This window comes from Nitratireductor aquibiodomus, assembly GCF_900105565.1.
GTDB classification, from domain to species: domain Bacteria; phylum Pseudomonadota; class Alphaproteobacteria; order Rhizobiales; family Rhizobiaceae; genus Nitratireductor; species Nitratireductor aquibiodomus.
The window spans coordinates 2,834,212-2,857,939 of record NZ_FNSL01000001.1 but is presented as its reverse complement, the minus strand read 5'-3'; the positions used below and the strand labels follow the sequence as shown (position 1 = coordinate 2,857,939).

The 23,728-nt window shown below is 62.3% G+C and carries 21 protein-coding genes and 1 other RNA gene; 9 read left to right on the top strand and 13 right to left on the bottom strand.

Annotated features, from left to right (window positions below):
• Positions 1 to 2: 2 nt before the first annotated feature.
• From BLW55_RS13625 to BLW55_RS13605, 5 genes are read right to left on the bottom strand one after another with little or no spacing between them, the layout of a single operon-like run.
• The gene (locus BLW55_RS13625; protein WP_090329161.1) at positions 3 to 1,031 is read right to left on the bottom strand and encodes a trans-3-hydroxy-L-proline dehydratase; all 1,029 of its coding nucleotides are present in this window, start codon (positions 1,029 to 1,031) and stop codon (positions 3 to 5) included.
• Between the two features lie 3 nt (positions 1,032 to 1,034).
• A complete protein-coding gene (locus BLW55_RS13620) occupies positions 1,035 to 2,147 on the bottom strand; it encodes a cis-3-hydroxy-L-proline dehydratase (protein WP_007010885.1) in 1,113 nt (370 codons plus the stop codon).
• Positions 2,148 to 2,156: 9 nt separating this feature from the next.
• The gene (locus tag BLW55_RS13615) at positions 2,157 to 3,158 is read right to left on the bottom strand and encodes a 4-hydroxyproline epimerase (RefSeq protein ID WP_090329160.1); all 1,002 of its coding nucleotides are present in this window, start codon (positions 3,156 to 3,158) and stop codon (positions 2,157 to 2,159) included.
• A gap of 12 nt (positions 3,159 to 3,170) precedes the next feature.
• Positions 3,171 to 4,430 carry an NAD(P)/FAD-dependent oxidoreductase gene (locus BLW55_RS13610; protein ID WP_090329159.1) on the bottom strand — a complete coding sequence of 420 codons (1,260 nt, stop codon included), beginning with the start codon at positions 4,428 to 4,430 and terminating at the stop codon, positions 3,171 to 3,173.
• 16 nt (positions 4,431 to 4,446) lie between these two features.
• The gene (locus BLW55_RS13605; protein WP_025029882.1) at positions 4,447 to 5,904 is read right to left on the bottom strand and encodes an aldehyde dehydrogenase family protein; all 1,458 of its coding nucleotides are present in this window, start codon (positions 5,902 to 5,904) and stop codon (positions 4,447 to 4,449) included.
• Between the two features lie 309 nt (positions 5,905 to 6,213).
• On the opposite strand from BLW55_RS13605, the gene BLW55_RS13600 reads away from it, so the two are divergent.
• Entirely contained in the window at positions 6,214 to 6,888 is a 675-nt protein-coding gene (locus tag BLW55_RS13600) for a GntR family transcriptional regulator (protein WP_025029883.1), read from the top strand.
• A gap of 9 nt (positions 6,889 to 6,897) precedes the next feature.
• Here BLW55_RS13600 and BLW55_RS13595 read toward each other — a convergent pair whose 3' ends face one another.
• The 6 genes from BLW55_RS13595 to ffs form a co-directional block, all read right to left on the bottom strand.
• A complete protein-coding gene (locus BLW55_RS13595) occupies positions 6,898 to 7,296 on the bottom strand; it encodes a Kazal-type serine protease inhibitor domain-containing protein (protein WP_007009202.1) in 399 nt (132 codons plus the stop codon).
• Positions 7,297 to 7,414: 118 nt separating this feature from the next.
• Positions 7,415 to 8,647, bottom strand: coding sequence for a lytic murein transglycosylase (locus BLW55_RS13590; protein WP_025029884.1), 1,233 nt, complete (start codon positions 8,645 to 8,647; stop codon positions 7,415 to 7,417).
• A 32-nt stretch (positions 8,648 to 8,679) separates the two neighbouring features.
• On the bottom strand, positions 8,680 to 9,285 hold the full coding sequence (recR, locus tag BLW55_RS13585) for a recombination mediator RecR (RefSeq protein ID WP_090329158.1): 606 nt from the start codon (positions 9,283 to 9,285) through the stop codon (positions 8,680 to 8,682).
• A 52-nt stretch (positions 9,286 to 9,337) separates the two neighbouring features.
• Complete coding sequence (locus tag BLW55_RS13580) at positions 9,338 to 9,661, bottom strand: YbaB/EbfC family nucleoid-associated protein (protein ID WP_090329157.1); 324 nt, start codon at positions 9,659 to 9,661, stop codon at positions 9,338 to 9,340.
• A gap of 17 nt (positions 9,662 to 9,678) precedes the next feature.
• Positions 9,679 to 11,517, bottom strand: coding sequence for a DNA polymerase III subunit gamma/tau (locus tag BLW55_RS13575; RefSeq protein WP_244509074.1), 1,839 nt, complete (start codon positions 11,515 to 11,517; stop codon positions 9,679 to 9,681).
• 127 nt (positions 11,518 to 11,644) lie between these two features.
• Positions 11,645 to 11,741: signal recognition particle sRNA small type (gene ffs / locus BLW55_RS13570), an RNA gene on the bottom strand.
• Positions 11,742 to 11,870: 129 nt separating this feature from the next.
• Here ffs and BLW55_RS13565 point away from each other — a divergent pair.
• Positions 11,871 to 12,290 carry an HIT domain-containing protein gene (locus tag BLW55_RS13565; protein ID WP_007009197.1) on the top strand — a complete coding sequence of 140 codons (420 nt, stop codon included), beginning with the start codon at positions 11,871 to 11,873 and terminating at the stop codon, positions 12,288 to 12,290.
• Between the two features lie 31 nt (positions 12,291 to 12,321).
• The gene (gene nudC / locus BLW55_RS13560; RefSeq protein WP_090329155.1) at positions 12,322 to 13,290 is read left to right on the top strand and encodes an NAD(+) diphosphatase; all 969 of its coding nucleotides are present in this window, start codon (positions 12,322 to 12,324) and stop codon (positions 13,288 to 13,290) included.
• Here nudC and BLW55_RS13555 read toward each other — a convergent pair.
• Positions 13,287 to 14,159, bottom strand: a complete 873-nt coding sequence (locus BLW55_RS13555; RefSeq protein WP_090329998.1) for a prephenate dehydratase — start codon at positions 14,157 to 14,159, stop codon at positions 13,287 to 13,289. The genes nudC and BLW55_RS13555 overlap by 4 nt on opposite strands.
• Positions 14,159 to 14,905 carry a 3-deoxy-manno-octulosonate cytidylyltransferase gene (locus tag BLW55_RS13550; protein WP_090329154.1) on the bottom strand — a complete coding sequence of 249 codons (747 nt, stop codon included), beginning with the start codon at positions 14,903 to 14,905 and terminating at the stop codon, positions 14,159 to 14,161. The genes BLW55_RS13555 and BLW55_RS13550 overlap by 1 nt, the downstream gene beginning before the upstream one ends.
• A 197-nt stretch (positions 14,906 to 15,102) precedes the next feature.
• On the opposite strand from BLW55_RS13550, the gene BLW55_RS13545 reads away from it, so the two are divergent.
• The 6 genes from BLW55_RS13545 (at position 15,103) to BLW55_RS13520 (ending at position 23,720) form a co-directional block, all read left to right on the top strand.
• Entirely contained in the window at positions 15,103 to 15,855 is a 753-nt protein-coding gene (locus BLW55_RS13545; protein WP_090329153.1) for a c-type cytochrome, read from the top strand.
• 152 nt (positions 15,856 to 16,007) lie between these two features.
• Entirely contained in the window at positions 16,008 to 17,888 is a 1,881-nt protein-coding gene (locus BLW55_RS13540; protein WP_007009193.1) for an extracellular solute-binding protein, read from the top strand.
• The gene (locus BLW55_RS13535; RefSeq protein ID WP_090329152.1) at positions 17,885 to 19,774 is read left to right on the top strand and encodes an extracellular solute-binding protein; all 1,890 of its coding nucleotides are present in this window, start codon (positions 17,885 to 17,887) and stop codon (positions 19,772 to 19,774) included. The genes BLW55_RS13540 and BLW55_RS13535 overlap by 4 nt, the downstream gene beginning before the upstream one ends.
• A gap of 54 nt (positions 19,775 to 19,828) precedes the next feature.
• The gene (locus BLW55_RS13530) at positions 19,829 to 20,941 is read left to right on the top strand and encodes a microcin C ABC transporter permease YejB (protein WP_007009192.1); all 1,113 of its coding nucleotides are present in this window, start codon (positions 19,829 to 19,831) and stop codon (positions 20,939 to 20,941) included.
• On the top strand, positions 20,941 to 22,092 hold the full coding sequence (locus tag BLW55_RS13525) for an ABC transporter permease (RefSeq protein ID WP_090329151.1): 1,152 nt from the start codon (positions 20,941 to 20,943) through the stop codon (positions 22,090 to 22,092). The genes BLW55_RS13530 and BLW55_RS13525 overlap by 1 nt, the downstream gene beginning before the upstream one ends.
• Positions 22,089 to 23,720, top strand: a complete 1,632-nt coding sequence (locus tag BLW55_RS13520) for an ABC transporter ATP-binding protein (RefSeq protein ID WP_090329150.1) — start codon at positions 22,089 to 22,091, stop codon at positions 23,718 to 23,720. Before BLW55_RS13525 ends, BLW55_RS13520 begins: the two co-directional genes overlap by 4 nt.
• Positions 23,721 to 23,728: the final 8 nt, after the last annotated feature.

The following is a 23,728-nucleotide window of genomic DNA, read 5'->3' as shown; positions in this document are numbered from 1 at the left end:
TCCTAAATATCCACCCAGGTATCGGAAATCCTGTACCCTTCTGGCCATGGGTCGGAAGGATCCAGCATCAGTTGGTGCGTTCCAGTGACCCAACCCCGTCCCACGATTTCCGGTGTAATAGCCGGCTTATCTCCGACGCGGGTTTCAGCGATGATACGGCAATCGAAGCGCGAGCCGAGAACCGACACGCCTGTAAAGCGGTCGCCCGGTTTCATGTGTCCGCGCGCGTGCAGAACGGCCATCCTTGCCGAACAGCCGGTGCCGGTGGGCGAGCGATCAAGCTTTGCGGGGCGGATGACGACCGTGTTGCGCCCGACAAGACCATCCGCTGTTTCCTCAACCGGCAGCGCAAGCTGGCAGAAGGAGATGTGGTCCCATTCCGGGTTTTCGGGATGTGTGAAGCCAAGCTGCTCATTGGCGGCCCGAGTGATCTTCGCGCCGGTTTCGGCCAGATCGCGGGCTTCGTCCGGGGTGACGGAAAAACCAAGTGCCGCTGCATCGGCGATCACGAAACTGTCGCCGCCATAGGCCGTATCGACCGTGAGCGTGCCCAGCCCCGCGACCTCAAGAGGCGCGCCGAGGCGGTCGGCGAAGGAGGGAACATTGGTGACACGAATACGCTCGGCCTTGCCGTTGCGACATTCGGCGACCACGTGAACCAGACCGCCCGGTGCTTCCAGAACGAGCTTCGTCTCGGGCTCGGTCATGGGCACGATGCCCGTATCTAGAAGCACGGTGGCGACGCAGATCGAGTTTGAGCCCGACATGGGCGGCGTGTCTTCCGGCTCCATGATGATGAAGCCCATATCGGCTGCCGGGTTTTTGGGCGGGACCAGAAGATTGACATGGCGGAAGACGCCGCCGCGCGGCTCATTGAGCACAAAGTTGCGCAGCTTGCCGTCGCTGGCGATGAAATTGCGCTGCTCCCACAGCGTATCGCCCGGCGGCGGCAGGACACCACCGACAATGACGTCGCCCACCTCGCCCTCGGCATGGCAGGAGACGATGTGGACGATCTGGCTCGAGCGCATGTTTCAGACGCCTTTGTCGAACGACAGGACCGGAGCACCGAGCGCTTTGAAATCGGGCTCGATGCCGAGACCCGGTGCCGATGGCGCTTTCATGCCGCCATCGACACGCTTCGGCGCATTGGCGGCAATGGTCTTCGTTCCATAGGAATTGAAGTCCGTTGCCGAGAAGACGAAATCGGACGGTGTGGACTGCGCCAGATGCGCGATCGCAGCAGTGACGATGTCGCCGCCCCATGTGTCTTCGATGGTCATGGGGATGCCGTGTGCGAGACACACATCGCGCATGGTGCGCGCCTTCGACAGACCGCCGACCTTGGAGATTTTCAGGTTGATGACATCGAATGCGTCGTCGGCCAGACCGCGCACGAGCATATCCAGGCCGGTGATGTTTTCATCCATCACGAAAGGTTTTGCCGTGCGGCGGCGGATCGACAGGCACTCGTCATAAGTGGGGCATGGCTGCTCGATATAGACATCGAGATCGGCCACCGCATCGACCACGCGCGCTGCCTCGTGGCGGGTCCAGCCTGTGTTGGCGTCGGCCACGAGAATGTCCGTGTCGTCGAGGATTTCGCGACATGCGCGGATGCGGGCGATGTCATCATCCGCATTGCCGCCGACCTTGAGCTGGAACTTGGTGTAGCCCTCGGCCTTGTAGCCGGCGATCTTCTTCGCCATCTGATCCGGGTCTTCCTGGGAGATGGCGCGGTATAAGCGCACCTCATCCTGCGCGCTGCCGCCGAGAAGCGTGACCAGCGGCAGGCCGCTCGCCTTGCCGAGAACATCCCAACAGGCGATGTCGAGCGGCGCTTTCACATAGGGATGCCCGTTGAGCGCGGCATCCATGGCGCGGTTAACGAGACCGAGATTGGTGGGATCGAGGCCGATCAGCTTTGGTGCGATCTCCTCAAGCCCGGCCCGCACGCCGCGCGCATAAGACGGCAGATAGGCAGAACCCAGCGGGCAGCATTCGGCATAGCCGGTGATGCCCTCATCCGTCTCGATGGCGACGACGGTGGAATCGAAGACCTCGACGAAGTTTCCGTTCGACCATGAATAGCGCCCTTCCTTCAGCGGCAGGTCGACCTGATAGGCGCGGATAGCTGTGATTTTCATGGTCTCTCCTCAAACGACAACAAAGCCGTGGGCATAGGGATCGCGGTCGTCGATCATGATCGTGTTGTAGCCCGTGACGCGCGCCCAGCCGGCGACCGAGGGCACGATGGCGGGCTTGCCTGCAACCTGCGTTTCGGCCTCCACGCGGCCCTCGAACATGGAGCCGATGATGCTTTCGTGGACGAAATCGTCGCCGGGTTTCAGGAGCCCTTTCGCATGCCAATGCGCCATGCGCGCCGAGGTGCCCGTGCCGCAGGGCGAGCGGTCTATCGCCTTGTCGCCATAAAACACCGCATTGCGTGCGTGCGCTTCGGGCCGGGAGGGTTTGCCAGTCCACAGAATGTGGCTCAGGCCCTTGATGTCGGGCTTTTCGGGATGGACGAAATCGTATTTCGCGTTGAGGGCCGCGCGCAGTTTAGGGCTCCAGCCGATGAGTTCGCCCGCCGTATGGTTCGCCATATCCTCGAAGGCAGGCTGCGGCTCGACGATGGCGTAGAAATTGCCGCCATAGGCGACATCGACCGTGATTTCGCCAAGCCCTTCGACCTCTGCGCTCAGCCCGGTCGCATGCACGAAGGCCGGCACATTGGTGAGGCGCACCTTTTCGACAAAACGATCGTTCTGCTCGTACTCCACAACGACAAGGCCCGCCGGCGTGTCGAGGCGGACCACGCCGGGCTCGCGCGGACGGATGAGGCCGTTTTCGATGCCGATGGTGATGGTGCCGATCGTGCCATGCCCGCACATGGGCAGGCAGCCCGACGTTTCGATGAAGAGAATGCCGATGTCGCAATCCTCCCGCGTGGGCGGATAGAGGATGGAGCCGGACATCATGTCGTGGCCGCGCGGCTCGAACATCAGGCCGGTGCGGATCCAGTCATATTCGGCGAGGAAATGCGCGCGACGCTCCAGCATGGTGGAGCCCTGGAGCTGCGGACCGCCGCCGGCCACCACACGCACGGGGTTTCCGCAGGTGTGGCCGTCGATACAGGTGAAGGTGCTGACCGCCATAATGCTTTCCTGTCAAAACCGGCCGGGCCGGAAGGGCGATATGTCGATGGGTGGGTTTCGCTCAAGGATCAGATCAGTGACGAGCCGCGCGGTGGCGGCCGACTGCGTGAGCCCCAGATGGCCGTGGCCGAAGGCATAGAGAATGCGCGGGCTGGAGGAGGCCCGCCCGATGACCGGAAGCGAATCCGGCATGGAGGGGCGCGAGCCCATCCACTCCGTTCCGCCTTCGCGCTTCAGCCCCGGCAGGAAACCGGCGGCCTTGTCCAGCATGTGCCGCGCGCGCTTGTAATTGACCGGGGCATCGAACCCGGCAAGCTCGGACGCGCCGCCGACGCGGATGCCGGTGGCAAGCGGCGTGACCACGAAGCCATGCGCGGGAAAGATGACCTGCCGTTTCAGATCGAAACTGCCGGGCGGCAGCGTGGTGTTGTAGCCGCGTTCGGGTGTGACCGGCACCCTCTCGCCCAGCGTCGCGGTGAGCCTGTTCGACCACGGCCCGGCGGCGAGAACGGCATGGTCTGCCTTGAGGGTTTGACCACCCTCAAGAGTGACCATGACGCCTTCGGTGCTATCGGCCAGATGAGAGACCGCTCCCGCGACAAGCTGGACGCCCCGCGCCCGGGCGGCTTCCAGCAGGGCAAGCGCATAGTCGCGCGGGTCGCTGACCGTTTTCCACTGCGGCAGGAACACGCCCTTCACCAATCCTGGCGAGAGGCCCGGCTGCAATTCTGCAAGGCGCGCGCCTTCCACGTGCTCGATCTCGACGCCGGCCTTCTCGCAACGCTCCCAGCTTTTCAGCGTGGCGCGCCATGCGGTCTCGCTCTCATAAAGCTCCAGAGCGCCATCATGGCGTACCAGATGGTCGAGCCCGGCTTCCCGCGTGAGGGTTGCGGTTTCGGCTTCGGAGAGCCGGTTCAGGGCTGCCTGCGCTGCCGTACTGGCCTCGATGCGGTCTGGCATGGAGGCGCGGAAGAAGCGCAGAAGCCACGGCAGAACCTTTGGGAACTCCGCCGGCGGAATGGAGAGCGGCCCCAGCGGATCGAACAGCCATTTGGGCGCCTTGAAGAGAATGCCGGGTGACGCCAGCGGAAGGATGGAAGGAAAGGCGAAAGCACCGGCATTGCCCCGGCTCGCGGCATTGGCCGGCGCATCGCGCTCGATGAGCACGACCTGCCGACCAGCCTCTGCAAGGCGGAACGCAGTGGCGATGCCGATGATGCCGCCGCCTATGATGGCGACATCGGCGTTTCCTTGCGAACGGGCTTTGCCCATCCTCCGCTCCTTCCGATCAGGGCTGCGTGTAGGCCGTCTTCACCGTCGTGTAGAATTCGACGGCGTAACGCCCCTGTTCGCGCGAGCCGAAGCTCGAGCCCTTCGTGCCGCCGAAAGGCACGTTGTAGTCAACACCGGCGGTCGGCAGGTTGACCATGACCATGCCGGCCTCCGACTTCTGCTTGAAGTCGCTCGCATATTTGAGCGAAGTGGTGCAGATGCCCGAGGAGAGGCCGAAGCTCGTGTCGTTGGCGACGTGCAATGCCTCTTCGTAATCCTTGACGCGGATGACGCTGGCGACAGGGCCGAAGACCTCCTCGCGGTTGATGCGCATGTCATTGCTGGTTTCGGTGAAGAGTGCAGGCGCCATATAGAAGCCGGGCTTCTCCAGCGTCAGGCGCTCGCCGCCGATGGCGAGCTTTCCGCCCTCCTGGCCGGCGATCTCGACATAGGACAGATCCTGCTCGAGCTGCTTTTCGTCAACCACCGGGCCCATCTGTGTCTTCGGGTCGAGCGCATCGCCGACGACGAGGGTCTTGAGCTTTTCGGTGAGTGCGGAGACGAAACGGTCGTGAATGCCTTTGGACACGACGAGACGGCTGGACGCGGTGCAGCGCTGGCCGGTGGAAAAGAATGCGCCGTTGAGTGCGGCACCGACTGCCACGTCGAGATCGGCATCGTCCAGAACCACAAGCGGGTTCTTGCCACCCATTTCAAGCTGCACCTTTTTCAGATGCTCGCCACAGGCTGCGGCAATGCCGCGGCCCGTGGGTACGGAGCCGGTGAAGGAGATTGCGCGGACCTTCGGGTTTTCGATCATGCGCGGGCCGAGCTCGGAACCGCGGCCCGCAACCATGTTGAACACACCTTCAGGCAGACCGGAGCGCGAGAGGATTTCTGCCAGCGCCCAGGCCGAGCCCGGCACGAGCTCGGCCGGCTTCAGCACGACCGCATTGCCATAGGCAAGTGCGGGGGCAATCTTCCAAGCCGGGATGGCAATGGGGAAGTTCCACGGGGTGATCATGCCGATAACGCCCATCGGCTCGCGGCGCATGTCCACCTCGACGCCGGGACGGATGGAATCGAGGCGCTCGCCCGGCAGGCGCACGGCCTCTCCTGCGAAGAACTTGAACACCTGACCGGCACGCACCACCTCGCCGATGCCTTCTGCCAGCGTCTTGCCTTCCTCGCGCGAAAGCAGACGACCAAGCTCGTCTTTACGGGCGATGATCTCATTGCCGACGGCATCGAGAATGTCATAGCGCTGCTGCGGGGTAGACCGCGCCCAGCCCGGCGCTGCGTCATGCGCCGCATCGATGGCGCGATCGAGATCGGCCCCGCCGGAGCGCGCTGCCAGACCAACGACATCGCGCGTGTCGGACGGGTTGATGTTTTCAACCTGGCTATCGCCTTCGATCCATTCGCCGGCAATGTAGTTCTTGAAATGGTTGGTGCGTGTCTCGCTGAGCGCCATTGGTGGAATACCCCCGAATTCAATCAGTTTCTGTTTGTTGGCCAGTTTCAGTTCGGCCGGCAGCCTAGCGCAGACGCCGCATGCCAGTCATGCGATGCTTCGTTATGCCAGCCTGCCATTTGCACATGATGCGCTGATCGACGCTGGAAAACGCCCTGCTCCCACAAGCGGCTCACCAAACATTGCGGAAGAGTCTTTAACTCAGATTGGATCCAATATACAATCGTAAAATGAAGCATCATTCGATGCTGCGGGAGTTCGGGCACACAGCGCAGGCATGTCAGCGGGGCCGCAGGCGGGATTCAGGAAATGAAGCTGGAAACCATTGATGTAAGACAGACAGCCTCGGCGACCGACCTGGTGTTCGAAGCCCTGCGCAAGGCCATCATCGAGGGCGAACTGGCGGAAGGCGAACACCTGCGGCAGGACCGTATCGCGCAGATGTTCAACACCAGCCGCATCCCCGTGCGCGAAGCACTGCAGCGGCTGGAACAGGACGGGCTCGTGACCACCCAGCGCTACCGGGGCACGGTTGTGGCAGCTCTTTCCGCTGTGGAGATCGAGGAGATTTTCGAGTTTCGCGCCCTGCTGGAAAGCGAAGTTATCCGGCTTGCGGTGCCGGCGCTCACGCGGAAACAACTGGATGCCGCCCGCACGAACCTCGAGGCTTTTGCCACAGCCTCAGACCCGGGCGGCTGGGGCGAGGCGAACCGAAAATTCCACTATGGCCTCTATGAAGCGGCTGACCGCCCCTACCATCTGCAGATCATCCGCTCGTCACTCGACCGGGTCGACCGCTATCTGCGGGCGCAGCTCACCCTGACGGACGGCAAAAAGCGCGCCCACCGGGAACATCTCAGCATCCTTGATGCCTGCGAAAGAGGCGACGCGGATGAAGCGGCCAGCCTCACCCGCGCCCATATTCTGGATGCCGGCCGCTCGCTGCTCGCCATTCTGGAGAAGCGACGCGGCCAGAGCGTTTAGCACACTCTCTCAGCACTCTCCGGGGCGAACGACCCGGAAGCCGGCTGCGCGCGCCGTGCATGCATTGCCGAACGTGCGGCGCTGACCACCCCTGCGCGCACAGACAGGGCGGTATTCACGGGTGCAGATCTGCGGACGCTCGGGCCGGCTGGACTGAGGCCGACAGGTTCCCGGTCGCACGATCCTGAAGCCCTGCGCGCGTGCCGAACAGGCATTGCCGAACGTGCGTTGCTCGCCGCCGCGTCGCGCGCAGACGGGGTTGTATTCCATCGTGCACATCTGTGGGCGGTCCGGCCGCGGCGGACGCGGACGGTTCGGCCCTTCCTCCACGACAACGGTGCAACTGGCCAGAATGATCGCCCCACCGGCAAGCGCGGCGAAACGGGACATGAGTTTTGCAATGATCACCGGTCTTTCCCTCTCTCGACTGCAGGCATGGAGGTTCCGCGCCTTGCCCCGAAAGCAGATTAGCCGATTTTCGGGCGGCTTCCAGCCTATACCGTGACGATCACGCGACTGCCTGACCCTAGCGCAGACGCCGGATCGTATCGCCGGCGGGAAAGCAGGTCGGCGCGATGCCGTTCTTCTGCTGCCACTCGCCGATGGAGCGCCGGGTCTTGAACCCGACGAGGCCGTCAGCGCCGCCGACATCATAGCCAAGCTTTTCAAGCCCGCGCTGCATGGCCGCGACATCGCCACGATCGAAGCCGCCGACACGCTCCCATGAGCCGGAAAATTCGCTGTTGCCATACATGATGCGGTCGCCCGCGTGGCCAACGAACAGCGCGTAGAGATCGCTCTCGTTATAGTCCTTGAGGCGGTAGAAATTCGGTGTGACGATGAATGCCGGACCGAAGCGGCCTGCGGGCATCATCAGATAGCCCTCACCGCGCAGCTCATGCTCGGGAAACGCCTTGCCGCCGACCCGGCGAATGCCGAGCGCCTGCCAGTCTGCGATGCGTTTTCCACGATCAGGGCCTTCAAGCGCGCAGGACACGGATTGCGGAACGCTGACTTCAAAACCCCAGTCGCGCCCGCGCACCCAGCCATGCTGCGCCAGGTAATTGGCTATGGAAGCCAGCGTGTCGGCCTCGGATTTCCAGATGTCGGCGGTGCCGTTGCCGTCGCCATCGACGGCGTATTTCAGATAGGAACTGGGCATGAACTGCGGCTGTCCCATCGCGCCGGCCCAGGAAGAGCGCATGGCGCGCGGCGAAACACCCCGGCGCTCCACCATCTCGAGTGCCGACAGAACCTCCTCGCGGAACATCTCCCTGCGGGTTGCAAGGAATGCCTTGGTGCCAAGCACCTCAAAGGCGTCATAGGGGATTTTTGCGCGTCCGAAGCCCGATTCACGCCCCCAGATGGCAAGCACGATGCCGCGCGAGACGCCATAGCGCTTTTCGATTGCAGAAAGGACGCCCGAAAGCTGGCCGGCGCGGGAGCGGCCGCCTGAAACGACACCACCGATGTGCTGGAAATAGGCGGACGGGGCGCGGAATTCGGCCTGGTGCTGCCTGTCACTGCGCGGTTTGCTCTCTCCCGGCATAACGAGATCTGGCAGCTTCAGATTGGGCGAGACGCTGGCGAAGGCGGCGTTGAACGTAGCGGAGGAAATGCCGCGCCGCTGCGCCTCCGGCCAGAGGTCTTGTGCGAGCCAGTCGCGGAACTGCGCCTCGATGGACTGCGCCGACGCGGCACCCGCCACAAGCGAAAAGCAAAGGGCTGCAATGAGGCGGATCGAGTTGCGAAGGCTCAAGTTGCGAAGACTCAAGGCGTTTCTCCCGCTGTTCAAAAGCTCGTGCGCGACTTCAACGCTGCCGAAAGCGTTCCCTCATCCAGATAGTCGAGTTCACCGCCCACCGGCACGCCGTGGGCAAGGCGCGTGACCTTCACGTCCATGCCGGCCACCTGATCGGTGATGTAGTGGGCCGTGGTCTGCCCCTCCACCGTGGCGTTGACGGCGAGGATCAGCTCCGACACGCCGCCTTCGGCCACCCGCCCCACCAGTCCCTTGATATTGAGATCGTCGGGTCCGATCCCATCAAGCGGCGAGAGCGTGCCGCCGAGAACGTGGTAGCGCGCACTCATTGCGCCGGCACGCTCCAGCGCCCAGAGATCGGACACATCCTCCACCACGATGATGGTGGTGCCATCGCGGCGCGGATCGGTGCACAGCGTGCAGGGATCGCTGGTGTCGACATTGCCGCAGGTCGAACAGACCCGCACCTTGTCAACGGCCTCGGCCATGGCCGCCGTGAGCGGGGCGAAGAGCTGGTCTTTCTTCTTGATCAGATGAAGTGCAGCCCGCCGGGCCGAGCGCGGCCCGAGCCCCGGCACACGCGCCAGGAGCTGGATGAGACGTTCGATTTCCGGTCCGGCAATGGATTTGGACATGGCTGTTCCGCCCACGCATGGCCAGTGCAGGACTGGCCTTACCCTTATTCTATTAGAAAGGCAGCTTCATGCCGGACGGGATCGGCAGGCCGGCGGTCATTTCCTGGGTCTTTTCCTGAATGGCCGCCTCGAGCTTTGATTTTGCATCGTTGTGCGCGGCGAGGATCAGGTCTTCGAGGATTTCCACATCGTCTTCCTTGAAGAGCGAGGGATCGATCTTCAGGGCCTTCATCTCGGATTTGCCGCTCAGCGTCACCTTGACCGTGCCGCCGCCGGCCTGGCCCTCGATCTCCATCTCGGCCATTTCTTCCTGCATGGCCTGAAACTTGGCCTGCATTTCCTTTGCCTTGCCCATAAGGCCCATCAGATCGCGCATTGTGGTCTCCAATTCACTCAGAAATCGTCGTCGTCATCATCGTCCGGATCGACCGGATCAATTGCGTCGGCTGTCTCTTCGACCGCATCAGGGTCGGTTGCATCCGGAATGCGGATGTCGATGATCTTCGCGCCGGGGAAACGGTCGAGAATGGCCGCGACCGCCGGGTCGGCCTTCGCGTCGGCGATCGCACTCTCGCGGCGGCCCTCCTCCTGCTCGGCGAGCGTCGGCCCGCCAGCCTCGCTCGACAGCGAGACGATCCAGCGACGGCCGGTCCATTCCTTCAGCCGATTGGTGAGATCACCCATCACCGTCTTGGGCGCATCCTCGGTCAGGCTGATGTCGAGGCGACCCGGCTCAATCGAGACAAGGCGGACACACCGCTTGAGAAGAACCTTGAAGGCCATGTCGCGCTTCGCATCGGCGAGTCTGGCGATGTCCTCAAGCGATTTGAGCGGAACCGTATCGGGCACCGCCTCTTCGGCAACCACCGGCGGCTGCATCGCCACGGGCGCTGCTTCGGGCTGAACGAGACGCATGGTCTGACCGCCACCGGAGACCGGCGCATGCTGGGTCGCAACGGCGGATGCCATTGCGCCACCGCCGCCATTGCCGGACGGTGAAACCCCGCCGGGCGCCGGAGGCTGGCCCTGCCCGTTGCCCGCGCCTACCGGCATGTCGTCGAGCCGCTTCAATGCCTCATCGAGTGTCGGAAGGCTGGCGGCATGGGCGATGCGGATCAGCACCATCTCGCCGGCGGCCATGGGCCGACCGGAAGACTGTACCTCCTGAATGCCCTTGAGGAGCATCTGCCATGTCCGCGAGAGGACGCGCACAGACAGTGTTTTGGAGAATTCGAGACCGCGCGTGCGCTCGTCTTCGGAAAGTGCCGCGTCTTCGGCAGCTTCCGGCACGAAACGCAGACGGGTGACCAGATGATTGAACTCGGCAAGATCGTTCAGAACCGTTGCCGGGTCGGCGCCGACGTCGTATTGCGCGCGGAACTCGGCCAGCGCAGCAGCCACATCGCCCTTCATCAGGTCTTCGAACAGGCCGATGATGCGGCTGCGGTCCGCCAGCCCCAGCATGTCGCGCACGGTTTGCGCCGTGACCTTGCCGGAGGAATGGGCAATCGCCTGATCGAAGATCGACTGGGCGTCGCGCATCGAGCCTTCGGACGCGCGCGCGATCATCGCCAATGCTTCATCTTCCGCCTCCACACCCTCGAGCCCGCCGATGCGGGCGAGATCGGCCTTGATCATGGCCGCATCGATGCGGCGCAGATCGAAGCGCTGACAGCGCGACAGGATGGTGATGGGAACCTTACGGATTTCCGTGGTGGCGAAGATGAACTTCACATGCGGCGGCGGCTCCTCAAGCGTCTTCAACAGACCGTTGAAGGCCTGATTGGAGAGCATGTGAACCTCATCGATGATGAACACCTTGTAGCGCGCGGAAACCGGCGCGTAACGCGCCTGGTCGATGATGTCGCGTATGTCGTCGATGCCGGTATGGGAAGCGGCGTCCATCTCAACCACGTCCACGTGACGGCCTTCGAGGATGGCGCGGCAATGCTCTCCTTCCGAGGTCAATTCGACCGTCGGTCTGTCTAAGGAATCGGTCTTGTAATTGAGTGCGCGCGCCAGAATGCGGGCTGTTGTCGTCTTGCCGACACCACGTACGCCGGTCAGCATCCATGCCTGCGCGATACGCCCGGCGATGAACGCGTTGGTGAGGGTGCGCACCATCGGCTCCTGGCCGATCAGTCCCGTGAAATCACTGGGGCGGTATTTGCGGGCAAGAACCCGGTAGGCGCCGCCGGCCCTGTCGCTTGCTTTGGTGCCGGCCTCGGTCATTGCCCTCTTGTGCTCCGTGTTTTGTCCTGACGCCGGCAGTGTCCCCTTGGACATGGTTCTGCGTCAATGGACAATGTGGACGGCAAGGCTGGAATCCGGTGAATGCGGCCAGAAAGACGAGAAGAAGGTGGGAGGCTGGCACGGCGACCCGTGCCTGGCTCGTTAGGGCTGCTTCCTTCCGGACCTGACCCGGTTGGCGAGTGGCTCGTCCACCACCAACCTCCCGGCCCCCATATCGGAAATTGTGAAGCCAAATGCAAGAGAAGAGATGTGCTTTCCTGTCAACGATCAACCATTCGCTTGCAGGCGTGCCCGGCACATTCTAGCCTCGATGAACATCATGAGGATGACCGATGCTGCCAGATGCAAAACAGGGTTTCGAGCTTGACCGACGGCTGGAGGCGGAAAGCCTGCATGTGATGTGGCTCGGGCTTTGCGAACTGCGGCTTTGCGATGACAGGCGCTGGCCCTGGCTGATCCTCGTGCCACAGCGCCCGGGCTCGGAGGAAATCCACGACCTGACGCCTCTCGATCAGGCGATGGTCAGTTTCGAGACGAATCTGGTCGCGCAGATGCTGAAAGATATGACAGGCTGCACCAAGATCAACACTGCCGCGCTCGGAAATGTGGTTCGCCAGCTGCACATCCACGTGATTGCGCGGAGTGAGGGTGATCCGGGCTGGCCAGGCCCCGTCTGGGGATATGGTGTCCGCGAACCCTATCGCCGAGAAGACCTGCACCAGCTCGCCGAGACGATTCGCGGCAAGTTATGAGCCCACCTTGAAAACCGACAGATCATCTTTCATGACCTTTCCATTCTTCGACACCGTCCGCGACGAGGCGAGCCAGCGCGTCGCCTTTTCGGGAAACCGCATCGACAGGCAGGCCGAAGCCCGCACTGACGATGCCGCCGAACAGGCGCTGAAGGCCCGGGATGCGCGCCTGTTGCTGTTTGCGCAGGGGCGGCTCTTTCTGCGTGTCGAAGGTGACAGGGCTTTCGACCCCTACTTCACCCGGGACGAAACCCCGGCCTTTGCGCCCGATCTGAAACAGGCGGTGCTGCTTGGCCATGAGAACGGTGCCCCCGTGCTGGCCGTGCCGTCAGCGGCGGATATCGAGGCACTGCCCGCACCGGTCAAGGCCATCGACTATCGCTCGATCTATATGCAGGGGCTTCTGGAGCCGACCGCGCTCGGCGCGCTGGCACAGGGGGCGGCGCTTCTTGCCTGGCACGAGAGCCACCGTTTCTGCGGGCGCTGCGGCAATGAAACAGAGATGCGGGATGGTGGCTACAAGCGGCATTGTCCGACCTGCGGGCGCGATCATTTTCCGCGCACCGATCCGGTGGTGATCATGCTCGCTGTCCGTGGCGAGCAGTGCCTGCTGGGCCGCAGCCCTCATTTCGCCCCCGGCATGGTTTCCTGCCTTGCCGGTTTTGTGGAGCCCGGCGAGACAATCGAGGCTGCAGTGCGCCGCGAAACGCAGGAAGAGGCGGGGATTGCCGTCGGCGCAGTCGCCTATCATGCGAGCCAGCCCTGGCCGTTTCCCTATTCGCTCATGATCGGCTGCTATGGTCAGGCCGAGAGCGAGGCGATCACCATGGATGAAAACGAGCTGGAGGATTGTCGCTGGTTTTCCCGCGACGAGGTGCGCCTGATGCTGGAAGACAGAAATCCGGACGGCCATCGCGTACCGCCTCGGGGCGCGATAGCCAACAGGCTCATCCGCGACTGGGTGTTTGGATCGGATCCACGCCAGATGGACGGCGGTTAATCTTCGTCCTCGGTCTGCGTCGCGCGGAAGGGGTGGGCCTCATAGACACCGAGAATGCGCACTTCACGCGAGAAGAAGCTCAGTTCCTCAAGCGCAAGCGCTACATTGCGGTCGTCGGGATGCCCTTCAACATCGGCATAAAACAGGGTGGAGAAGAATTTGCCGCCGAGCTGGTAGCTTTCCAGCTTGGTCATGTTGACGCCGTTGGTGGCGAAGCCGCCCATCGCCTTGTAGAGCGCGGCGGGAACGTTGCGCACCCGGAAGATGAAGGTGGTCATCATCAACTGATCCGGCGCGGTCCGCGCGGCCAGCTTCTCATCCTTCGAAAGCACAACGAAGCGGGTAACATTGTTGTCGGTGTCCTCGACATTCTCCATGGCGATGTCGAGGCCGTAGAGCTCTGAGGCAAGCCGGGGCGCCAGCGCGGCGTTGGAACGCTCGCCCATTTCGGCAACGAGGCGGGCGGCACCCGCGGTATCGCCGGCGACCGTGCCCTTCCAGCGGTTCTTGCGGATGATGTTGCGGCACTGGCCGAGCGCATGAATGTGGCTGTAGACCGTCCTGATTTCCCCGGTCTTCACGCCCGGCAGCACCATGAGCTGAAAGTGGATCGGCAGGAAGTACTCACCGACAATGTGCAGCTTCGAACGCGGGAGAAGGTGGTGGATGTCGGCCACGCGCCCGGCGATGGTGTTCTCAATGGGGATCATTGCCAGGTCCGCGGCGCCGGTCTCGACCGCAGTAAAACAGTCTTCAAAGGTCGGACACGGAAGCGGCTCCATGTCGGGAAACATGTTGCGGCAGGCCGTATCGGAATTTGCACCGGGTTCGCCCTGAAAGGCGATCTTGTTTGTCTTGGCTGCCATGATCATGTGTCCGTTTTCAATGCTAGTATCTGCCTGGCTTTCTCCAGGTCTTCTGGCGTATCGACGCCAAGCGGAACCGAAGCGACGATCTGCGCATCAATGCGCATACCGGCCTCCAGCGCCCGCAACTGCTCAAGCCGCTCGCGCTGCTCGAGCACCGATGGCGCAAGGGAGACAAAACGCTCCAGCGCCGCGCGACGATAAGCGTAGATGCCGACATGGTGGTAGAGCGGCCCTTCGCCCCATGGGGCGGTGGCGCGGGTGAAATAGAGTGCGCGCAGACGCGACGGTTCGTCATCGCGCGGCGCCCCCACGATCTTCACCACGTTCGGATTGATCTTCTCCGCCTCGTCCACGATCTCGACGCCGAGCGTGGCGATGTCGACCCGGGGATCGTCCAGCGGGCCGGCAACGGCGCGGATGTCCTCAGGGGCGATGGTGGGCAGATCGCCCTGTAGATTGATAATGCTCTCATAGCGACCATCCGGATCGATGCTGCCCAGAGCCTCGAAGATGCGATCGGAACCGGATTGATGGTCGGCGCGGGTCATGATGGCTGTGAAACCGGCTTTCTCGACGGCGTCGGCCACCTCTTTCGAATCGGTTGCGACCGCAACCTGCCCGGCGCCGCTCTCCGAGGCCCGAAGTGCCACCTGAACGATCATCGGCAGGCCGGCAATGTCCGCCATCGGTTTGCCGGGCAAACGTGTCGAAGCCATGCGCGCGGGAATGACGATGAGGCTGGACATCGGGGCGGGAACTCTCTTGAATCGCTAAAGTGGCAAAAAGTCTCACTGGGAAGTGCCTTATATGTGTTGCATGCGCGGAGCAAAAGACCTAGTTTCCGCGCGATTTTACCGGCAACGGCCGAACGCGGGGGACAACGGCGCTGAAGTTTCGTTCTTCTCGCCGCCGCGAGCGTCCGGAATAGGGAGCCTCAGGGCGTATGAACTCGTTCGAACTCAACAAAATCCTCGGCGCGCTGCTTGGCGCCGTTTTCGTCATCTTCTCGGTCAGCATTCTTTCGGACGCGATCTTCTCCTCGCCTCCGCCGGCCACACCGGGCTATGCGATCGAGGTGGCTGAGGACGATGGGGCCGGTGCGTCCGACGAACCGGCAGAGCCAGAGTCCATTGCGCCGCTGCTGGCTTCCGCCGATGCAGGCAAGGGCGAGAACATCTTCAAGCGCTGCCAGGCCTGCCATACTGTCGATGACGGCGGCGCCAACAAGGTCGGCCCCAATCTCTGGGAGATCGTCGATCGCCCAATCGCCAGCCATGAGGGCTTCGGTTATTCAGCCGCCATGCAGGAATTCGCACAGGGCGGCAGCGTCACGTGGACCTATGAAAACCTGGATCATTTCCTGGCCAATCCGAAGGGGTTCATTTCCGGGACCGCTATGGCATTCGCCGGCCTCAAAAAGATCGAGGACCGCGCCGACCTGATCGCCTATCTGCGCCAGCACGCTTCAAGCCCGGTGCCTCTGCCTGAACCCGAGGCCGAAGGTGGTGACGACGCGGCTGCAGCGCCTGCCGAGACCGAAGGAGCCTCACCGGCCGCTGAAGGCGAGGCGACGCCCGCTGAAGAAACGACCGCACCAGCCGAAGCGCCCAGCAACGAAAGCTCTGCGCCTGCTGAGGAAGCCCCGGCTGAAGAGGCTCCTGCCGAGGACGGCGACAGCGCCGCATCCGGCAACTAACGAAAATTTAATTTTGGCAAACTTGAAAAAGCCGGTTTCGACCGGCTTTTTTGTTACCTGAAAGAAGCTTTCAGGGAGACCGTATCCCTTGCCATGCGTGGGGGATGGTCTACCTTTCGGCTGGGAACCAAAAACAATATGAGGAGAATGCCATGCGGGTGATCGGTGCGAGAGCAACATGGGCGGCCTGTCTCGCCACGGCTCTTATGTTCGCCAGCCATCCCGCCAGCGCCGAAGACGAATGGCTTACCAACTCGTCCCTCATCCAGCCCGAAAGCGAACAGGGGCCTTTCGAGCGCTACGACTATGTGAACCCCGACGCCCCCAAGGGCGGGACGCTGAATTCGGTGGCACTTGGCACCTATGACAGTTTCAACCCGTTCATCGTGCGCGGCACGCAGGCGGCGGGGCTCAACTATTTCGGCGGCTTCCTCTGGGACACGCTGATGCAGCAGTCGCTGACAGAGCCGAGCACAAGCTATCCGCTGATCGCCGAGGCCTTCAAGCATCCAGAAGACAATTCTTCCGCCACCTATCGCATCAACCCGAAAGCGCGCTGGCACGATGGTGCGCCGATCACGGCGGAAGACGTGGTCTGGTCTATCAACATGCTCAAGAAGCACAGCCCCCAGCACACGCGCTATTTCTCCAGCGTGGTGGAGGCGGTGGCCCTTTCCGAGCGTGAGGTGGAGTTCCGCTTCGACCAGAAGGGCAACAAGGAACTGCCACACATCATGGGCGACCTGCCGGTTCTGCCCAAACACTGGTGGGAAGGCACGGACGCCGACGGCAAGAAGCGCAACTTCACCCAGCCCACGCTCGAGCCGCCGCTGGGCAGCGGACCTTACAGGATCGAGAGCTTTACGCCCGGTTCCGAGATCGTGTGGAAGCGGGTGGAGGATTACTGGGCAGCCGATCTGCCGGTGAATGTCGGGCGCTACAATGTAGACCGGCGCAAATACACCTACATCCAGGATGAGAACGCTGCCTGGCTCGCCTTCACCAAGGGCGGCCTGCAGGACATCCGCGTGGAGACCCGCTCGCGCCGCTGGGCGACGGAATACACGTTCCCGGCCGTGAAAGACGGCGATGTCATCAAGAAAGAGTTTCCAACCGGCGGCGCCGAGCCCATGCAGGGCTTCGTGCTGAACACCCGCCGACCCAAGTTTCAGGACCGCCGCATCCGCGAGGCGCTGACCCTCGCCTTCAACTTCGAAGACATGAACCGGACGCTGTTTTTCGACAGCTATACCCGCACGGACAGCTATTTCGAAGGGACCGAGCTGGCCGCCACCGGCCTGCCGGAGGGGCGTGAACTGGAGATACTCGAAGAATTCAGGGACAAGCTTCCGCCGGAACTTTTCACCGAGGAATTCAGGCTGCCGGTCTACGACAATCCGCAGGCGGAACGAACCTATCTGCGCGAAGCCATCAAGCTCTTTTCCGAAGCGGGTTGGAGCATCAAGAGCGGCAAGATGACGAACAATGGCACGGGCCAGCAGTTTACCATCGAGTTTCTCGGTAACAGCCCCACTGACGAGATAACGACGGGGCCTTACATGGCGGCGCTGCGCAAGATCGGCATCGACGTATCGCTGCGCATCATCGATCCCTCGCAATATGTAAACCGCATCCGAAACTTCGATTTCGACGCGGTGGCGAGCATCTTCGTCAACTCGCTTTCTCCGGGCAATGAGCAGCGCGAATACTGGGGTTCCAAGGCCGCCGACACGCCCGGCACCCGCAATCTTGCCGGCGTGAAGGATTCGATCGTCGACGCGCTGGTCGAGAAGATCATCTATGTGAAGGACCGCGAGGAACTGATCGCGGCCAGCCGGGCGCTCGACCGCGTGCTTCTGTGGAACTACTACTGGGTGCCGCAATGGCACGCGCCCTATGTCCGCATTGCCTACTGGAACAAGTTCGGCATGCCGGAGAAACAGCCCGAATATGCCGGCGTCGACCTTGATTCCTGGTGGATCGATCCGGAGCGTGAGAAGGCTCTCGCCGCCAAATACCGGAGCCAGAATTGAGCGGGCGCGCCACGGTACCGCATGGGCTCCCGCGTCGGGACTTCCTGTCGCTCGCCGGTGCGGCCATCGCCACGCCTCTTTTGCCGCGCGACGTGTTCGCCAATGTGGAGACGGGCACGCCGCTGCATGGTCTTTCGGCGTTCGGCGATCTGAAATATGCGCCGGGCTTCAGCCGTTTCGACTATGCCAGCCCGGAGGCGCCGAAGGGCGGCACCTTCAACTTCCAGCCCGGTTACTGGTACTACAACCAGAACGTCCTGACCTTCAACACGCTGAATGCCTTCGTGCGCACCGGGGATGCGCCGCCGCGCATGGAGATATGTTACGATTCGCTGATGGTGCGGGCCTATGACGAGCCTGACGCAATCTACGGGCTTCTGGCCGAGAGCGTGACACTTTCCGACGACCGCAACGGGTTCACCTTCAAACTTCGGCCGGAGGCGCGTTTTCATGATGGCTCGCCTGTCACCGCCGCCGACGTGGCCTTCACTTACAATCTGCTGAAGGAGAAGGGGCATCCTCAATTGCAGTTGCCTCTTACCGAGATGACCGAGGCCTCGGTGGAAGGGCCCGACCTGGTCCATCTGCGGTTTTCCGGGCGGCAATCGCGGCGCAACATTCTGACCGTGGCCGGGTACCCGATTTTCTCAAAGGCCTTTGTCGAGGAGAACGGCTTCGACAGTTCCCGTCTCGTCCCGGTGCTCGGCTCCGGCCCTTACAAGGTGGGACGGTTCTCGGCCGGGCGCTATGTGGAGTATGAGCGGGTTGAAGACTACTGGGCGCGCGATCTTGGCCCAGCAAAGGGGTTCAACCATTTCGACACGATCCGCCTCGACTTCTACCGCGACCGCAATGCCGGGTTCGAGGCTTTCAAGAAGGGCGATGTCTACTGGCGCGAGGAGTTCACGTCTCGGGTCTGGGCTACCGGATACGATTTTCCGGCCATCCGCGACGGACGCGTGGTGCAGGTGGAAATCCCCGGCGAGAAGCGCCCGCAGCTCTATGGCCTGGTGCTGAACCAGCGGCGCGAGCAATTCAAGGATGTGCGGGTGCGCGAGGCCATCAGCCTGTGCTTCGACTTCGAATGGACGAACCGCAATCTCTTTTACGACGCCTATGCGCGATCGCACTCCTTCTTCGAGCGCTCGCCTTACATGGCCGAGGGGGAACCCTCACCCGAGGAGCAGGCGCTGCTCGACCGCTTTCGCGGCGAGGCGCCGGAGGCAGCGTTTGGCGAGGCGGTGAAGCAGCCGGTTTCCGATGGTTCCGGCCGCGACCGCAACAATCTGAGACGGGCGCGCCAGCTTCTGACAGAGGCCGGCTGGACCCCGCGTGACGGTGTTCTCCACAATGAGAAGGGCACGCGCTTCACGCTGGAATATCTGGTGCGGGATGAACTCTTCCTGCGGCAGGATGCGAGCTTCGGCGAGAACCTGCGGGCCATCGGCATCGACGCTTCCACCCGCGTGGTCGATGCCTCACAGTATCAAAGCCGGCAGAACGCGTTCGATTTCGACATGATCTCCATGGCGATCGGCCTGACGGCCACTCCGGACGCGAACGGGCTCGAACAGATATTCCATTCGCGCACGGCGGGTGTGGAAGGTTCCTACAACTTCGCCGGCACGGCCGATCCGGTTGTCGATGCGCTGGTCGAGATTGCCGGAGAGGCAAAAAGCCGCGACGAACTGACCGTCACGCTAAAGGTGCTGGACAGGGTCTTGCGTGCGAGGCGCGACTGGATTCCAAATTGGCATCTGACGAATCACCGTGTGGCCCACTGGGACATGTTCGGGTACAGCGACAACAAGCCGGATTACTTCTTCCCGGTGGAATCGCTCTGGTGGTTCGAGGCAGAAAAGGCAAAAGCGATTGGCAAGGCGTAAGCGCGGCGTGGCAGATTTTATCTCAGTTCCAAACATGAATAGAGCGGCTGACTGATGGGCGCCTATATCCTGCGTCGTCTGCTGCTCATGATCCCGACCCTGTTCGGCATCATGGCCATCTCCTTCATCGTCGTGCAGTTTGCACCGGGCGGCCCCGTGGAACAGGTGATCGCACAGATCACCGGCCAGGCCGGCGGCGCGGATGCGCGCATCTCCGGCGGTGGCGGCGATTTCGGCAATCAGGGTTTTGACGGTGGGACTGTCGAAGGCAGCGGCGTGACCTCGAAATATCGCGGCGCGCAGGGTCTCGATCCCGAGTTCATCGCTTCGCTTGAAAAGCAGTTCGGTTTCGACAAGCCGCCGCTCGAACGCTTCGCCCTGATGATCTGGAACTATGCGCGGTTCGACTTCGGCGAGAGCTATTTCCGCGACATTTCGGTGATCGACCTGATCCTTGAGAAAATGCCGGTCTCGATTTCGCTCGGCCTCTGGATCACGCTGATCTCCTACGGAATTTCCATTCCGCTCGGCATCCGCAAAGCCGTGAAGGACGGCTCGGCGTTCGATGTGTGGACCAGCGGTGTGGTGATCGTTGCCTATGCCATTCCGGGCTTTCTGTTCGCCATCCTCCTGATGGTTCTTTTCGCCGGCGGTTCCTTTTTCGACTGGTTTCCGCTGCGCGGCCTGACCTCCGACAACTGGGAGAGCCTTTCCTGGCCGGCGCGCATTCTCGATTATTTCTGGCACCTTGCCCTGCCGCTGACGGCCATGGTGCTCTCGGCCTTCGCCACGACGACGCTTCTGACGAAGAACTCATTTCTCGATGAAATCCGCAAGCAGTATGTGGTGACCGCACGCGCCAAGGGGCTTTCGGACCGGCAGGTGCTCTACGGCCACGTCTTCCGCAATGCGATGCTGATCATCATCGCCGGCTTTCCAGGCGCGTTCATCTCGGCGTTCTTCACCGGGTCGCTGCTGATCGAGAGTATTTTCTCGCTCGACGGGCTCGGCCTGCTCGGCTTCCGTTCGGTGATCGACCGCGATTACCCGGTGGTGTTCGCCAATCTCTACATCTTCTCGCTGATGGGTCTGTTTATCAGCCTCATCTCGGATGTGACCTACACGCTGATAGACCCCCGCATCGACTTCGAGCGGAGGGATGTGTGATGTCCGATATTCAGGTGCAAAGCGAAGTGGCGGCGGCGCGGCGCCCCGGCAGACGGCCTTGGCTTTCGCCGATCAACAGGCGCCGCTGGCAGAATTTCTGCGCCAACCGGCGGGGCTACTGGTCTCTCTGGATATTCCTGATCCTGTTCGTGCTGTCGCTGTTTGCCGAATTCCTCGCCAACGACAAACCGATCCTCGCCTATTACAAGGGAGAGGTTCTGTTCCCGGTTCTGGTGGATTATCCGGAAGAGAAATTCGGGGGCTTCCTTGCTGTAACCGACTACCGCGATCCGATCATCTCCGAGGAGATCGAGGCCAATGGGTGGGTGGTGTGGCCGCCCATCCGCTATTCCTACCGCACGGTGAACAACGAAATACCGGAGGCGGCGCCAGCCAAACCTTCATGGATGTACACCAAAGAGGAGCGCTGCGGGCGCTATCTGCAGGGGGTGGACGACCCGGCCTGCACGCCCGGCAACTGGAACTGGCTCGGCACGGATGATCAGGCACGCGACGTGCTCTCGCGCGTAATCTACGGGTTCCGCATCTCGGTTCTGTTCGGCCTGATCCTGACCGGCGCCTCGGCGCTGATTGGCGTCAGCGCCGGCGCGGTACAGGGCTATTTCGGCGGCTGGACCGATCTTCTCTTCCAGCGCTTCATCGAGATATGGTCCTCCATTCCGGTGCTCTATCTGATCCTGATCATCGCCGCCGTTCTGCCGCCTGGCTTCTTCATCCTGCTCGGCATCATGCTGCTTTTCTCGTGGGTGGCCTTCGTGGGCGTCGTGCGCGCCGAATTCCTGCGCGCCCGCAATTTCGAATATGTGAGTGCGGCACGGGCGCTTGGCGTTTCCAACCGGACGATCATCTTCCGCCACCTTCTGCCCAATGCGATGGTGGCCACCCTCACCTTCCTGCCCTTCATCCTGAACGGCTCGATCACGACGCTGACCTCGCTCGACTTTCTGGGCTTCGGCCTGCCGCCGGGCTCGCCATCGCTGGGTGAATTGCTGCGGCAGGGCCAGCGCAACCTCAACGCCCCCTGGCTCGGCATTGCCGGCTTCCTGAGCCTTTCGATCATGCTGTCGCTGCTGATCTTCATCGGCGAAGCCGTGCGCGATGCCTTCGACCCGCGGAAGACGTTCAAATGAACGAAAATCCCCTCCTTTCGATCCGCGATCTCTCCGTCTCCTTCAAACAGGGGGCTGAGGAGACGCTTGCGGTCGACCGCATCTCATTCGACATCGCGCGCGGCGAAACGGTCGCGCTGGTGGGCGAGTCTGGCTCGGGGAAGTCGGTTTCGGCGCTGTCCGTGCTGCGGCTTCTGCCCTATCCGGCGGCGAGCCACCCCTCAGGCCAGATTTTCTACAATGGCGTCGACATTCTCTCAGCCGACGATGCGACCCAGCGCAAGGTGCGTGGCAACGAGATCTCCATGATCTTTCAGGAGCCGATGACCTCGCTCAACCCGCTGCACACCATCGAGCGCCAAGTGGGTGAGGTGTTGAAACTGCATCGCGGAATGAGTGACAAGGCAGCGCGGGAGCGGACTCTTGAATTGCTGGAGCAGGTCGGTATCCGTGACCCGGAAAAACGACTCGATTCCTTTCCGCACCAGCTTTCCGGCGGCCAGCGCCAGCGCGTAATGATCGCCATGGCGCTCGCCAACGAGCCCGACCTCCTGATCGCCGATGAACCGACCACCGCGCTCGACGTGACGGTGCAGGCGCAAATCCTGGAACTTCTGGCCGATCTGCGGCGCAAGAAATCCATGTCGATGCTGTTCATCACCCACGATCTCGGCATTGTGCGTAAGGTGGCGGACCGGGTCTGCGTGATGACCGACGGCAAGATCGTGGAAAGCGGGCCAACGGAGGAGATATTCACCAACCCTCAGCACGCCTATACGCGCCATCTGATCGAAGCCGAGCCAAAGGGACGGCCGCCCAGGGCGGACGCCGATGCCGAAACGGTGATGAAGGGCGACGAGATCAAGGTCTGGTTCCCGGTGAAAAAGGGGCTGCTGCGCCGCACGGTCGACTACATCAAGGGTGTCGACGGGGTGGACGTGACCGTCCGCGCGGGCCAGACGCTCGGCGTGGTGGGTGAATCGGGCTCCGGCAAAACGACTCTCGGCCTGGCCCTTGCACGCATGATCGGCTCGGAGGGGCATATCCACTTTTCTGGCGACGAGATCGATCATCTCTCGTTTCGACAGATGCGCCCCTACAGGCACGACTTGCAGGTGGTGTTTCAGGATCCCTACGGTTCGCTCAGCCCGCGCATGTCTGTTGCCGAAATCATCGAGGAAGGCCTGCGCATTCACGAGCCCGGCCTTTCAGCCAATGAGCGCGACGCGATGGTGGTCGATGTCCTGAAGGAGGTTGACCTCGACCCCGACAGCCGGTTTCGCTATCCGCATGAATTTTCCGGCGGGCAGCGTCAGCGTATCGCCATTGCCCGTGCCATGGTGCTGAAGCCGCGTTTCGTGATGCTGGACGAGCCCACCTCGGCGCTCGACATGAGCGTGCAGGCGCAGGTGGTGGACCTTCTGCGCGATTTGCAGAAGCGGCATAACCTGGCCTATCTCTTTATCAGCCATGACCTGAAAGTGGTGCGCGCGCTTGCCAATGAGGTGATCGTCATGCGCGCCGGCAAGGTGGTGGAGGCCGGTCCGGCGGAGCAGATTTTCGATGCACCGCAGACCGACTACACACGCGCGCTGATCGCAGCCGCGTTCAACATCGAAGCCACGCCTGGAGGCGTGGTCAGCGAATAAAAATCGAG